The 14731-nt window shown below is 58.3% G+C and carries 10 protein-coding genes; 3 read left to right on the top strand and 7 right to left on the bottom strand.

Features of this window, described 5'->3' with window-relative positions; genetic code table 11:
• Window positions 1-95: 95 nt before the first annotated feature.
• Both HPY65_16235 and HPY65_16240 read right to left on the bottom strand, forming a co-directional pair.
• Window positions 96-2162, bottom strand: coding sequence for an anaerobic ribonucleoside-triphosphate reductase (locus tag HPY65_16235; protein NPU86026.1), 2067 nt, complete (start codon window positions 2160-2162; stop codon window positions 96-98).
• A complete protein-coding gene (locus HPY65_16240; protein NPU86027.1) occupies window positions 2159-3577 on the bottom strand; it encodes an HD domain-containing protein in 1419 nt (472 codons plus the stop codon). Before HPY65_16240 ends, HPY65_16235 begins: the two co-directional genes overlap by 4 nt.
• 142 nt (window positions 3578-3719) lie before the next feature.
• Here HPY65_16240 and HPY65_16245 point away from each other — a divergent pair, with 142 nt between their 5' ends.
• Window positions 3720-4847, top strand: a complete 1128-nt coding sequence (locus HPY65_16245; GenBank protein NPU86028.1) for an SPFH domain-containing protein — start codon at window positions 3720-3722, stop codon at window positions 4845-4847.
• Window positions 4848-5771: 924 nt separating this feature from the next.
• On the opposite strand, the gene HPY65_16250 is transcribed toward HPY65_16245, so the two are convergent.
• A complete protein-coding gene (locus HPY65_16250; protein NPU86029.1) occupies window positions 5772-7073 on the bottom strand; it encodes a TRAP transporter large permease in 1302 nt (433 codons plus the stop codon).
• Window positions 7070-7522 (bottom strand): TRAP transporter small permease, encoded by a 453-nt coding sequence (locus tag HPY65_16255; GenBank protein NPU86030.1) that lies wholly within the window; start codon window positions 7520-7522, stop codon window positions 7070-7072. Before HPY65_16255 ends, HPY65_16250 begins: the two co-directional genes overlap by 4 nt.
• A gap of 526 nt (window positions 7523-8048) precedes the next feature.
• Here HPY65_16255 and HPY65_16260 point away from each other — a divergent pair.
• Both HPY65_16260 and HPY65_16265 read left to right on the top strand, forming a co-directional pair.
• Window positions 8049-9992: a potassium transporter Kup gene (locus tag HPY65_16260; GenBank protein NPU86031.1), complete on the top strand. Its 1944-nt coding sequence runs from the start codon at window positions 8049-8051 to the stop codon at window positions 9990-9992.
• 190 nt (window positions 9993-10182) lie between these two features.
• Complete coding sequence (locus tag HPY65_16265; protein NPU86032.1) at window positions 10183-11427, top strand: hypothetical protein; 1245 nt, start codon at window positions 10183-10185, stop codon at window positions 11425-11427.
• A 70-nt stretch (window positions 11428-11497) separates the two neighbouring features.
• Here the strand turns inward: HPY65_16265 and HPY65_16270 are convergent, their stop codons facing one another.
• The 3 genes from HPY65_16270 to HPY65_16280 all read right to left on the bottom strand — a co-directional run bounded on the left by HPY65_16270 (window position 11498) and on the right by HPY65_16280 (window position 14617).
• Window positions 11498-11635, bottom strand: a complete 138-nt coding sequence (locus HPY65_16270; GenBank protein ID NPU86033.1) for a hypothetical protein — start codon at window positions 11633-11635, stop codon at window positions 11498-11500.
• A gap of 206 nt (window positions 11636-11841) precedes the next feature.
• Window positions 11842-13197 carry a short-chain fatty acid transporter gene (locus tag HPY65_16275; protein ID NPU86034.1) on the bottom strand — a complete coding sequence of 452 codons (1356 nt, stop codon included), beginning with the start codon at window positions 13195-13197 and terminating at the stop codon, window positions 11842-11844.
• Window positions 13198-13441: 244 nt separating this feature from the next.
• Window positions 13442-14617: a CoA transferase gene (locus HPY65_16280; protein ID NPU86035.1), complete on the bottom strand. Its 1176-nt coding sequence runs from the start codon at window positions 14615-14617 to the stop codon at window positions 13442-13444.
• Window positions 14618-14731 lie beyond the last annotated feature (114 nt).

Here is a 14731-nt window from a genome sequence, read left to right on the forward strand (position 1 = left end):
GCTCTTTCCCGTCGGGATGCGGGCCTCTTTACCAATTGGAACGGGAGTCACAAAAATGGAACGGGCGGGTATCGGAAAGACAGAGCCCGGATCTCTCAGGAATTGGGAGGAAATCCTCGATGCCGATCCCGGAGTTCCGCCCGCTTCCCGCGATTCCAGGCCGATACCCGACTGAAATACTGGGTGATCTGGGCGATCTGCTCAACCCGGACGGACCCGCATTGCCGGCAGGCGTCCCGCAGCCCGCGCTCTACAGCACAGCAGTCAAGGCAGGAGGTGAATTCAGGCGACAGGGATATGCAGCCACAGGCGGTCTCCCGAAAAATCCGTGCGAGAAAACGGGCAACCAAACTCGCTGACGGCCTATCCTCGCCCAGCCAGACCTGGGTGATTGGAAAAGCTGGCAGGTGGGGATGGAAGGCCCCTTCCAGCCGAGCCCGAGCGAAGGGATCCAGCGGAACCGATATGGGCAGATGGGTGGAGTTCGTATAATACAGCTCGCCCCGGGCCAGATTTCCCCGCACGGTGTGGCCGGCCCTGGGAGAATGATACTTCAGATCAAGGCGGGCGAAGCGGTACGACGTGGTCTCCGCGTGAGTCTGTCCCGCCAGCAGCGGAATACCAAGGCGACGTCCCAGTCCGGCCGTAACGGTTTCCAGCTTGCGAACCACCTCCAGACCAAACCTCCAGGCTTCTTCGGATCCGTCCAGTCCCTCACCCCGGTGAAGCATCAAGAGTTCATGGAGGCCCACCATGCCCACGAGCGATACCGATTGGGCCAGGTCCAGAAACGGTTCCCCATCCACGGCCATGACCAGGGAAGCCAGCGGCCCCTCTTCGCCCAGACCGATCAGACCCTCCAGGTATTGTTTTTTCTGAAGATGAGCCTGAGCAGCCAGGTGGATCCGGTCTGTCAGAAGGGCGAACAGCCGGTCGTCGTCACCCCCGGCCAGGTAGCCCAGGCGGGGCAGATTGAGGGTTACGTTGTGGAGAAAGAACGAACGGGCAGCTCTTGCCCCGGACAGCCCCGCCCCGGGTTCCGTATCCGGAAAGCCCGGACCGAACAGGGACGGACGCCCCCCCCGGTCGAAGACAAAACAGGGATTCCCCTTCTCTACGGCCGCTTCAGAGGCCAGTTCAAGAAGGTATTGCCCCTGGGGATCGAGGAAAAAGCTTTCGGTCAGGTGAATCAGGGGACGAGGGAAGATGAAAGGTCTCCCCGTAGCGTCTCCCCGACGAAAAACCTCCAGGAGGGCCGATATGAACCGCCGGGCATCGGGCAGGCAATCGGCATAGCTCCTCTTGCCTTCTTTTCCGCCGGGCCCGACCACCCTTAATTCCCTGAAATGCGGAGGGATATCCCAGTAGAGATGAATGTCCGTAAACATCGCCTGGCCGCCCCGGCCGGCAGTGAGTTGGGAAAACTCATATACGAGCATTTGAGCGAACTGGCGGATTTCCCGGTCCGACATTCCCGCCAAGTAAGGGGCAAAAGACAGATTGATCCCGTCCCACGCCACCATGGCGGCGAAATGCCCCTGGAGAACCGTGCTGTATCGGACCATGTGGGCCAGGAGGACTTCCGGATGTTTCGCCGGCTTGGCTGCGTTCAGAGAATGGGGGAGACAAAGCCCCGCTTTCTTGAGGTGCTCCAGGGTAAGGCAGGCGCTGTAGGGCCGGTCAATGGAGCCGAGGCCATGGAGGTGGATGTCCCCGGCGGCATGGGCATCTCCGACCTCCTGTGAAAAGACCTCATGAAGGGCGTATTCCCGTTTGACGCCCTCGGCCAAGAGGAGGTTGGTTCCCTCCGGGCCGTGGGGGATATTCGCGTTTTCCTTGTTCTCGTGGGAAATGAGCTGCCGCACGTCGTACAGGGGGAACCCGAGGCGGGCATGCATCTTCCTTGTCTGTTCCAGACCCCGTTCGATGAGCTTTGCATCCACCAGTTCACGGATCAGGGAGGCGGTCAGGACGGCTATCCCCGACGCAACGATCTGTTTTTCCACCTCACGGCTCACGGCATCCGCCGTTTCCCGATCGATGTCGGTCTCCCGCATCAGGGCATCGACGATGCGCTGGCGGCTCCAGCGGGCGATCTCCTCGCCGGAAGTCCGGACGAAAAGCGTGATATCGGTTGTTTCGGAAGGAGGTCGGGGCATCATACGTTGGTAGCGGAGGCTTCCTCGATCACTTCAAGGGCCTTTTCCGCGGCCTCGGAGAGGGATCGGTCATAGACGTGATTCAGGGCAAATACTCGAAAATGAACCACCCGGGCGGGGATGAACCGATATATCTCCCGGAGAGGTTCCGGAGAGGTCCGCCCCGTCACCGGGTCGAAAATGAGGATGCGCCTCTCCGACTCCGCCATGGGATTGAGCGGACGGGGATCCTGGGTTGCAAGGTCGACCCGGAAAGACAGGCCCCGCAGGGGCTTCGGCAGAAAGGAACGGATCCGCTCCTCAAAGTGGGCTGAGCTGGAGAATTGAGTGCCCCGCGGGAGACGATCCACGGGGATCTCCGTCGAATAGGCCATTTTCCACTTCAGCTGCCGGTTATGGAAACGCTGCCACTGGCGGGCGAGGCGCTCCTTCTTCTGTTCTCCGCATCCGAGCCACGACTGGACTTCCTGGAAAAGCCGCCATTCATCGCAGGTCAGATACCCGTCCAGGTCTTCCGCAGGGCTGCCCGTCAGGAGGAAGTCCAGGGTGTCGCTGAAAACCTCCTGGAGATGAAGGTCCAGGGCCCGGGTCGTGCGGTGGAAATAGACATTCGTATACAGGTTCAGACGGGCGTTGACGAAGCGGCTCAGAGCGGTCACACCGGCCTTGTGAAGGGTCAAGCCTTGCTCCGTGAAAAACGTGTAAAACCGGAGCCGGGCCATGTCCACCATGTCCAGGGAAAAGCCCGTCATGTAGGCGTCCCGCTGGACATAATCGAGGTTGTCCACGGTGTAGATTCCCGAAAAAAGCTGGCGGAGGAAGCGGAGCCAGCGGGGCCTCCGGGCGTCGACCCGGGATGGTCTCTTGATCAGGAAGGCCACGTCGCCCGGCGTGAGCCGCTCACCCGGCGCGAAAGGCCCCTCGGGGCTTCGCCGGATCCGGGCGATGATCCGGCCGAGCCGGCGCGTGATGATCAGCCCTCCGAGGTCCTCGTGCGTCAGTCCGTAACGTGACAGGTAGTGGTCGTCAAAGAAGTGGCCGAAAGGGCCGTGGCCGACATCATGGAGGAGGCCCCCCAGGCGGAGGAGTTCTTCCACATAGGGAAGGCTCGGGGCATCGGTGCAGACATCCTTCAGGCTGGGATAAAGGTGTCGGGCGAACTCGCCGGCGTTGTGCATCGTCCCCAGGGAGTGCTGAAACCGGGTATGCTCCGCCGAGGGATAGACCCAGCGGGCGCTCTGGAGCTGATAGATCCGCCGGAGCCTCTGGAGCCAGGGCGTATCGATGAGGTCTTTTTCCGTTGCCTCCCCGGACGCCTCCGGCGTCGGCACGGTAAAAAACGCGTACGAATAGATCGGGTCGGCGATGAGGGCCTTTCCCTGGTAGACCCGGCTGGAATCGTTCCCTGGCACATCCATGTCGGCTCTATTATACCATTCCGGAGGAAAGTTCAAACGGCCAAACCCTTTTGTTCTTGACAGATTTCGGGGGGCTCCCTATCATCAGCGCCGTCCGGACCGCCATTCCAGGGCTGGTGCGAATCGATGTCGGGAGGTTTCCATGGGCACGAACAACATTGTCTTTCTGGAAGTCATCGAGTGGTTCGACGATTCGGGGCGGGAGCTCGCTCACCGGATCCCCCAGGAAGGTTCGGGGGAGATCAAGTGGGGGGCCCAGTTGACCGTGCGGGAAAGTCAGGCGGCAGTCTTCTTCTACAACGGCAAGGCTGTGGATGCCCTCGGACCGGGACGGCACACCCTCAAGACGATGAACATCCCGATCCTGACGAAAATCCTGAGCACGCCCTGGGGGATGACCAGCCCGCTCCGTGCCGAGGTCTACATGGCCAACATGAAGGTCTTCCCGAACCTGAAATGGGGAACCCGCGATCCCGTGGCCTTCCGCGATTCCGAGCTCGGCCTGATCCGTCTGCGGGCCTTCGGCGTCTTCAACATCCGGATCATCCAGCCGGTCCTCTTCATCAACAGCCTGGTGGGAACGAAGGCATCCTACGGAACGGAGGACCTGGAGGAATACCTGAGCCGCGTCATCGCATCACGGTTTAACGACTTCATGGGAGAGCAGATCGATACGATTTTCAATCTGCCGGCGAAGTACGACGAGTTGTCGGCGGGGCTCAAGCAGCTTCTCCAGGAGGACCTGGCTCAGTTCGGGCTGAGACTGCTGGATCTCTACATCAATTCCATCACGCCTCCGCCGGAGGTCCAGAAGGCCATCGACGACAAGAGCAAGCTGGGGGTATTTGACGACCTGAACAAGCTGCTCAAGATGAAAGCCGCCATGGCCCTGGAAAGTGCCGCTGCGAATCAGAGCGAAGCCGGTTCGGCCCTGGGCATGGGGATGGGCTTCATGATGCCCGCCATGTTCGCCGACGCCTTCCGTCCCGGTGGTACGGCCGGTGCAGCCGCGGCCGATACCGCCCTTTCCTGTCCCGGCTGCAGCCAGCCCGTCCCGAAGGGGGCCAAGTTCTGTTCCTTCTGCGGCCATCCGCTCCTGCTATACAAAAAGTGCGCTTCCTGCGGCGGGGACATTCCGCCCCAGGGCCGGTTTTGCCCGACCTGCGGAAAGCCGGCGGATGAAAAACCCGTAATGAAGAAGTGCGGGGCCTGCGGGACGGAAAACCTGCCGGGATCTTCTTTCTGCAATGCCTGCGGTGAACGGATCTGACCCGCAGACCGAAAAACAGGTTGCCGATGTTCAACATTTCTTGAAAGGATCACATGCCATCCATCGTGTGATGCCAGCAAACAGAAAAGTATGAGGGCGTCGAACTCGAAAAGAAGCACTGTCTGGGCTGTCTTTCTCGTGATCCCTTTCATCACGGTGATCATCGGGGAAAGTTTGCTCAACTCCGGTTCCAGCCCCAGCAACATCAGGACGATTGCAAATTGCTCCCCTTCCTCCAGCAGTTGCATTGACACCGGCCTGCGATTTCAATGTAGCGTCCTTGACAAGGCGGTCCAGGATCCGTGGTCATGCATCAACTTTCTTATCTCTAAATACGCATCTCTTCATATAGACTCCCGAAGTGCGATCCGAGTCTATCTGCCCACCGAATCGGACCGCGCCCCTCCCATGACGATCTTTTCTTAGCAAAATCAGACGCCCGAGACAGGTCCGTACGATTCCGTTTCCTCTTTCTGCACGTTTGGAAGCGGAATCGACGGGTGATTGCGAGAAGGTGCCTCCAACGGGCATGTGCAGGATTGCCTGCAATGACACCGACACGCCACCATTCCACGACAAGTCTGCGAGAAGGGAGACATGAAAAATGGGCAGCTTGACTTCCGAGTTGATTCTTTTCCTCGCCATTGCTCTCATAATTGCCGCTGTTTGCATAATCCCGGCCGCACGAAAAAAAACGGGCAGTTCAAACGGCAGCCATGAGAAGGACGTGAATGCCACCTCAGGCACTTCACCCGATTCCCACAAACCTGTGAAGCGGAATGAGAATAAGGAATAATCGGGGGATTGAACGCTGGCATACAGGAGGGGTGCGGCCGATGTCGCACCCCTCCTGCTTTTTCGCCTCCTGAAACGACTAGGAAAATCAAGCCGCCGGCTTGCCCCCGGGCCTGATCAGTCGAAGACTCATTTCATCCAGGCAGGCAGGAATAACGCAATTTGGGGGATGAAAATGAGCAGCAGGGCCGTCACCATCTGGGCCATGAGCATCTTCATGGCACCCTGGAAAATAATGTGAAGCGGCACGTCCCTCGCAACTCCTGCCACCACGTAGACATTGATGCCGACCGGAGGCGTAATGACGCCCATTTCCGTCACGAGGACGATGATAACCCCGAACCAGATCGGGTCATACCCGAGGGCGACGACAACCGGATAGAAAACGGGGATGGTCAGCATGATCATGGCCAGGCTGTCCATCAGGCAGCCCAGGACCAGATAAGTAAGAATGATCAGACCGATTACAGCCCAGGGAGGAATCGGAAGCTGCGATACCCAGGCACCCACCTCGGACGGGATCGTGGTCACCGCAAGGAAATGGCCAAACACGGTCGCTCCGGCAACCACCACGAAAATCATGCAGGAAATCCGGGTCGTTTCGTTCAGGGCCGTCATGAACCCCTTCCAGGACAGGGTCCTCCCTATAACGGCAATCAGAATGGTTCCAAAAGCCCCGACGGCCGCGGCTTCCGTCGGCGTGAACAGCCCAACAAAGAGGCCGCCCATAACCATGATGAAGAGGATGAACGTCTCGATGACGCCCGCCAGGGATTGCAGTTTTTCCCTGAAGCTACAGGGCGACGCCTTCTCATAAAGACCGGGATTGATATGCGTCCAGATCAGAATGGTGACGACAAAGAGCAGGCTCAACAGGATTCCCGGCAAGATCCCGGCGGCAAAGAGCTTGCCGATGGACTGCTCCGTCATTACTCCGTAAATAATGAAGATCGTACTTGGCGGAATCAGGATGCCGAGACTTCCTCCGGCGGCAACCACGCCCGTTGCCAACGCGGGATCGTATTTATACTTCTTCATCTCCGGCAGGGCTACGGAGGCCATCGTGGCAGCGGTTGCGCTGGTGGACCCGCAGATTGCCGAAAAGCTGGCACAGGCCCCGATCGTGGCGATGGCCAAGCCTCCGGGAAGATGCCCGAGGAACTTGTGGGCGGCATTGAAGAGTCTGGCGCTCATGCCGGAATGAAAGGCCACCTGGCCCATCAGGACGAAGAGAGGAATCACCGTCAGATTGTAGGAACTGAATGTCGCAAAGAAATCGCGGGCGATGATGCTCAGCGAGGCATCCCAGGAAACGAGATAGGCAAACCCGACGAATCCGACGATGCCCATGACGAATCCGACCGGAATCTGCATGAAAAGCAAGGCGACGAGAACGAGGAATGCGACGATGCCCGTTGTGATCGGAGTCATTTCGCAAACCCTCTTCTCAGGAAAAGGAGACCATCCATAATCAACACAATGCTGAGGAGACCGCAACCGGCGGACATGCCGAACACGAAAGGATGGATGGGCATCGCGACCGTCATCGAGACCTCTCCCGAATCAAAGAGCTCCCTGGCGTAGAGAAAGGATTGCCACATCAGGAACAGAAAGAAAACGGCACCTCCGAGATTCCCTATACATTGCAGCCGGAACTGGATCCTTTGCGGCAGCCTTTCCATCACGATTTCAACCGCCACGTGACCGCGCTGCACGGAGGTGTACGCCAGGGCGAAAGAAACGGAGACGGCCCCCAGAAACCCGACGAGGTCATACACGCCGGGAAGGGGCTTCCCGAAAAACCGCATGACGATGTCGGCGCAGGTCAAGAGCATCATCGCCACAACGGCCGCCCCGGCAATGTAATTAACGCGGGTCATGGCACTTCCGATCCTGTCGCGGATATACAACACGTGAAGCCTCTTTATGTTCCGAAAAGATGTATGTTTATGGAAAGTCTCTGGAGGAATCAGCCTGCAGTCCCGGCCCTGTGCCGGCTGCAGGCATCAATAGATATAGAAGCAGGAGGAATGTCTCAGGGCTGAAACAACAGGAATCATAGATGGCCGCTTTTCCGTTATCGTCCTAACCTGATGGCCTGTACCTGCAGACGCTTTTATGGGAACGGCATTCCCTTGTCAACACGATCTTTCGATTCATTTCCCCCTTCCGCGGAGGGCTTGACAACGTACGGTTCAAGATCTAAAAACCACCCTTAACTGCCGAATTCCGCCACCTATGGCGGAAGCGGGGGAACCGAGTTCCAGGGGCGCATCGCTGCATCCGGCGTAGGGCAAACCTCTTCGGCCCGAGCCCGTCAGCTAACCTCGCAGGCGTCGAAGGGGGAGAACCTTCCATGGGCAGGACGGGTTTATCCTCCACAGTCCACAGCCTGGAGGTTTTCTCATGACTGATTCCCCCAGAGAGACGAAAGAGAAGCCATCATCCCCCCGGAACGATTCGGACCATCCTGCCGTTCAGCATCCGCCGGGGGAAAACCTGCCCCTGGTTCTAGGGGCTCTGGGGGTTGTATTCGGCGACATCGGCACAAGCCCGCTGTATGCCGTCAAGGAGTGTTTCCACGGCACGCACGCCATTGCACTGAGCGAAGCCAACATTCTTGGAGTCCTGTCCCTTGTCTTCTGGTCCCTGACCGTTGTGATCAGTGTCAAGTATGTAACCTTTCTTCTCCGGGCCGATCATAAAGGAGAGGGAGGCATTTTCGTTCTTCTTGCGCTCACTCTTTCGGGCAAGCGCCCTTTGTCGCCTCGATTGAACTCCACGGTCGTACTCGCGTCATTGTTGGGGGCGGCGCTTCTGTACGGTGACGGGATCATCACACCCGCCATTTCCGTGCTATCGGCTGTCGAGGGTTTGGGTGTTGCCACAAGGGAGGCACAGCCTCTCATCCTCCCGTTTACATGCTTGATTCTTCTCCTGCTCTTTCTTTTCCAGTATCGCGGAACGGCAAATATCGGGCGTATTTTCGGTCCGATCATGCTGATCTGGTTTTCTTCCATCGCTGCGTTGGGTATTAAGGAGATCCTTATCAACCCGGAAGTCCTGCGGGCGGCGAACCCGCTTTATGCCTATGAATTCTTCGTCCTCAACAAACTGCACGGATTCATCGTGCTGGGCTCGGTGGTGCTTTGCATTACGGGAGGAGAGGCGCTCTATGCGGATCTCGGTCATTTCGGAAGAAGGGCCATCCGGCTTTCATGGCTGGGTGTGGCCTTCCCTGCCCTGCTCTTGAACTATTTCGGCCAGGGCTCTCTTCTTCTGACCCATCCGGAGATGGCCTTCAACCCGTTTTACGGTCTTGTGCCGAGATGGCTCCTGTATCCCATGGTCGGGCTCTCCACGGTTGCGACCATCATCGCCTCGCAGGCCATGATTTCCGGCGTCTTTTCACTGACCCAACAGGCGATCCAGCTCGGTTTCTGCCCTCGCATGCGGATCATCCACACGTCCCAGGAAACAAGAGGGCAGATTTACATGCCCGGCATCAATTATAGCCTGATGTTTGCCTGCATTGGAGCAGTGCTCTTTTTCAAGGATTCGAGCGGCCTTGCCGGAGCTTACGGCGTTGCAGTCACATCAACGATGGGCCTTACCTCCGTCATGTATCTCTTCGTTCTCCTGAGGGCATGGGATTGGCCTCTCTGGAAAGCGCTCCCGCTGGTCGGTCTGTTCCTCATGTTTGACTTGTCGTACTTCATCGCAAATATCCCGAAGATACCCTATGGCGGGTGGTTTCCCATCATCATGGGAGGGTCAATCCTCGCAGTCATGGCCACATGGAAGGAAGGCCGCAACGAACTGTCCCGCATGATGCTGAGCAGCCGCTTTCCACTGGATCAGTTTCTGGAAGAACTCTCCAGAAGCACGATGGTGCGCGTGCCGGGAACGGCAGTTTTCATGACGATCTCGCCCGTCGGCACCCCGTCGGCGCTGCTGCATCACGTCAAACATAACCGCATGCTGCATGATCGGGTAATCCTGTTGACGGTAAAGACCATCGACAATCCAAAGGTGCTGATTAGTGAGCGGCTGAGTGTGGAGGATCTGGGGCAGGGATTCTATCGAATCCAGGCTGCTTACGGGTTCATGGAAAAGCCCAGTGTCTCGGAAATCTTCAGGCTGGCGTCCCGATCCGGCCTCCGGGTCGATCCGGCCATATCAACGTTCGTCCTCGGGAGGGAAACATTGTTGACAACGGGCAGGGGGAAAATGATGGAATGGCGCAAACATCTTTTCGCGTTCATGTCCAGAAACGCTCAGACGGCAACACTATTTTTCGGCATTCCGCCAGGGCGGGTGATTGAAATCGGCATTCAGATCGAGCTCTAATGCCGGGTCAAACAGCCTGCTCGCCAACGCTCTGACTTTTTTCATACTGTGCCGAGCGGTCCTTCAAAATGACACCTTTTTATTCATCCTTCCAATTCTCATCTCCCTGCCATCGGATACCTCTGCCAGGCGTTGCAGATGGGTTGCGTTTCGCCTTCATCGGTGATACCCTATCCGTAACTCTGAGCGAATGAATTCAACCACATACAACTCTTCCGGGAATTGGCAGATCGAGCAGCAGTGTCCTCAGTGCGGGGCCCCCGTCACCCTTGACGAGGCGGACCGCCTTTTTCTGTGCGGTTACTGCCGGACAAAGCTCTACCTGGCGTCAGCGGGCCATTTCCGGTATTACCTTCCCCCTCCACCTCCGGGGCCGGAGATCCTCTTTCTTCCCTATTGGCGGCTCAAGGGACTCGCCTACCGGATGGCGGACCTTGAATTTCAGCATCGTTTCGTAGACACAAACATCCTCGCCCTCGACACGGCCGGGCCGTCGACATCGCTGGGACTCCGGCCACAGGTGATGAAACTCCGTTTTGTCAGCGCCAAGACGGAAGGCAGGTTCCTGGCTCCGGGCCGCCTCCCCCGCGAGGCGGCGCCACGATTCGACACCGACGGCCACCCGACTCGCCTGACCGACCAGTCCTACATCGGTGAAACGGTCAGCATCATTTATACCCCGGTCTATCTGGAGGGTGACTTCCTTTATGATGCCATCCTCAGGAAACTCATCCCCGACTGGAAGAAGGAATACCGGGATATCCTGCTCTCTCTCCCCGACGCCACGCCCTGGCAAGTCCGCTTCGTTCCGACCCTCTGCCCTCATTGCGGCTGGGACATGGATGGAGAACGGGATGCCCTTGTCATGACATGCCGGAACTGCGATTCTGCCTGGAGCTGTAACGGCGAGGAATTTTGTCCGGTCCCGTTCTGTTACCTGGAAAGCCCCGCCGAACCGTTTATCTACCTCCCCTTCTGGCGCTTGACGGCCCGCATTGAAGGTGTTCCAATGGACTCCGTTGCCGACCTGATCCGCCTCGGCAATCTCCCCAGGGTGGCAACCCCCGCCCTGGAGGCTGCACCGGTCCACTTCTGGTCCCCCGCCTTCAAGGTGAATCCGGCTCTTTTCGTCCGCTGGGCCCGGCAGATGACGGTCTTCCAGCCGGAAGGTGCAGCAATGGCAATCCTGCCGAAGGTCCCGGCACACCCGGTTACACTGCCACTCTCCGAGGCCTTCGAGACCATACCGATCACAATGGCCAGCATCGCGGCCAACAAACGGATGTTTCTGGCCGGTCTGCCGGACATGCGGATCCGTCCCGGGGAGTCTCGACTGGTCTATCACCCCTTCTTCCTCCGGCAGAACGAACTGGTCCACGCTACCATGGGGCTGGCGGTGGACCGGCGGGCCCTGTCCTTAGGCGGGTTCCTGTAAGGAGGGTTCGCCGAATCGGATCCGGATGCACCTCCCGCCGATCCAATCTCATTCTTCGCGGTATTCCCGACTAACCCAGCATGAATCGGCCAAGCACGTCGGCAATGGTAAGGCCCCGTTCTCGATTCCCGTCCCTGACAGGCACCAGTTCCCGGGCGCCGGCGAGGCGCGGCTCCTCGCATGCCGTTCTGTCCATTGTTCGCTTCATCTTCATCACCTCCCTGCACATATTTTCCAATCCGGGACTGATTTTGCTCCTAACCGACGGCAGTGCAATCCATGATCTTCGCAAAAATACATCGGGCAGGACGGATACTCCGGATCGGAGTCGGTCCGATAGCTGAACTTTCCCAACAAAAAGGGCCGTACGGCAGTACCGTACGGCCCCGATCCTTCAGGGAAAGGATGGTTGCGTCACATGACCCCGAACCCGATCATGAGGGCAAAGAGGGACAGGACAAGACCGATCCAGAGGAGGACCATGGTCGTGTAACCCATGATGTCCTTGGCGGACAGGCCGGCCAGTCCGAGGAGCGGCAGCGCCCAGAACGGCTGGATCGCATTGGTCCACTGGTCTCCCCAGGCCACCATCATGGCCGACTTCACCATGTCGATGTTCATCATCTTCGCCGCCTCGACCGTGATGGGCCCCTGCACGGCCCACTGGCCGCCGCCTGAAGGCACGAACACGTTAATGATGCCGGCCCCCCAGAACTGGAACATGTAGAAGGTTTCCTTCGTAGAGAAAGCGACGAACCACCCGGCGATGATCTTGGCCAGACCGGTGCCGATCATGATGCCCATGATCCCCCCATAGAGCGGGAATTGCAGGGCGATGCCGCCGCAGGAGCGGATGGCCTGGTTCATGGCCTGGACGTAATTGATGGGCTTCCCGTGGAGGATCACGCCAAGAATGAAGAACGTGAAAATGACGATGTCCAGGTTCAGGTCCAGACCCTTCGTGGAGAAATGGCTATAGAGATAAATCAACCCCATCGCCGCGAAAACGAAATTGATGATGTAGCTGTGATCGACCCGCTCCGCCAGAGTCGGACTTACGGGTTTCTCGACATGGACGGTCTCTCCCAGGAGTTCCTTCACCCTTTCCTCAGAAATCGTCTGGGTCTCTTCCTCCCTGGGATGCATGAAATAGAAAAGGATGGGAATCGTGAACAGGAGGAGGAGCGCCGGGACCAGGTTCCAGGAGGCCAAAATCGTGTCTGATATGGGGGTTACCAGTCCCGTCGCCTTCTCAACGAGGTTTTGGGGATGCTTCGCCGTGGCCAGAAGCAGGGGGATGGAACCGGAAAAGCCCATGTGCCAGATGCACAGTCCGCTGTAGGCGCCGGCGATCAGGAGCGGAAAGTCGGATTTCCTCTGCCGACGGGCGATTTCCAGGGCCAGGAACCCCCCCATGATGAGACCGAATCCCCAGTTGATCAGTCCACCGAAGCTTCCCACGAAGGCGGTGATCATGGCACCTCTCACGGGTGTCGTCGCCAGGGAGGCCACCCAGTCCAGGACTTTCTTCAGCGGAGGCGTCAGAGCCAGGCAGTAACCCGTCACCAGGACCAGGATCATCTGCATGGTGAAGGCGAGGATTCCGTACACGCCTTTCCCCCAGGTTGTGATAACCTTCATGAAATCCGCGCCTGCAAAGAGCAGGGCCAGCACAGCAGTGAGAAAGGTCAGGAGAATGGCGAACAGGTAGGCATCCGGAAGGAAATGCCTCATGAAATAAGTGAAGAAACCTGCCAACTTACGAATCATAGCACACCTCCTTATTGAAAGAACAGAACGCGAGGACCACAGCCTCCTTACAGGCCGGCCCCCCAAAAAAAAACTCCAACTTCAGTTCAGAAGTCGGAGTTTGCCCCTTTTAACACCATCGCTTCTTCCTCCAGGATGAATTCATGATGGTGATACTGACGGACCGTATCAAAAAATGCCTATCCTTGTCAAAGCCAAACACCGAATGACGCCATGTCAGTCCCATCGACTCTCGGATTCACCATCAAATTATGCCGCGTTTCCTCAGATCGATTCTCGAGCGGGCGTCAATCCTCATTGCCTCCAACAGTTCATCCGTATGCTCCCCCAACGCGGGCGGCGGTGTTCTCCAGCCCGGCTGCTCTCCGGAAAACTGGACGGGAAAAGCCTGCTGCAGGATCTCTCCGTTTCCCTGCTGTAGCGCCCGGAACCAAAGTCCCCGATGGCGCACTTGGGGATCGTCCAGAACCTCGTCCAGCGAATTCACCGTGGAGAAACAGACGTCGAAGCGGTCCAGGAGTTCCACCCATTCCCCCCGGGTCCGCTGCAGGAAGACGGCCCGGAGCTCCGAGATGATCTCAACCTGCCGGTCGAGCGGAGCCAGCAGATCGCCGGCAAGATCGTTGCGGCGGATCGCCCGGCAGAAGGATTCCCAGAACTTCTCCTCCAGGCAGCCCAGAGCGATGCAGCGGCCGTCTTTTGTTTCGTAGACATTGTAACAGGCATATCCGCCTCCCACTCTGGCCTCCCCTCTCCCCGGCGCGGATCCCCGGGCGGCGAACTCGGACATGATAAGGCCCAGGTATGGGGAAAGGCCGTCCAGCAGCGACACATCGAGGTACTGGCCCGCTCCGCAAAGCCGGCGTCGGAGGAGTGCCGCCAGGATTCCCAGGGCGGCCAGAATCGCTCCGCCCGCGCCGGCAATCTGAACCGCCGGTACAATCGGTCGGCGTCCACTCTCTCCCAAGAGATCGAGGATACCCGAAATGGCCAGAATATTGATGTCATGTGCGGGTTTCAGACTGTAAGGGCCGTCCTGTCCGAAGCCGCTCAGGGAACAATACACGAGGTTATGATTGATCTCCCGTACCGTTTCATAACCCAGTTCCCAGCGGCCCATGGTTCCGGGCCGGAAGTTCTCCACCAGAACGTCGGCGCCCGGGATCATGCGCCTCAGGATCGTCCTCCCTTCTTCCTCGTGCATGTTTAACGTCATGCTTCGCTTGTTACGGTTGATCACGAGAAAAAAACTTCCGGTGTCCCCCATCAGGGGCGGCGCTTTGCGAAATCCGTCTCCGCCTTTCGGATTCTCGATCTTGATCACGTCGGCGCCCAGATCCGCCAGGATCTGGGTGCACAGACCTCCCGGGAGCACCTGAGATAGATCCAGCACCCGGGTTCCTTCCAGAGGCAAAGGCATCCTTTAGCTCCTCGTTTTTTCATTCTGCGGCAGATTTCCCGAGCCCGGCTGACAGAAACAGCGGGATCAGGTTCATGGAAACTACGGCAGGGAATGGCGTCATGCCCGATCGAT

It is taken from the genome of Syntrophaceae bacterium, assembly GCA_013177825.1.
Lineage (GTDB): Bacteria > Desulfobacterota > Syntrophia > Syntrophales > PHBD01 > PHBD01.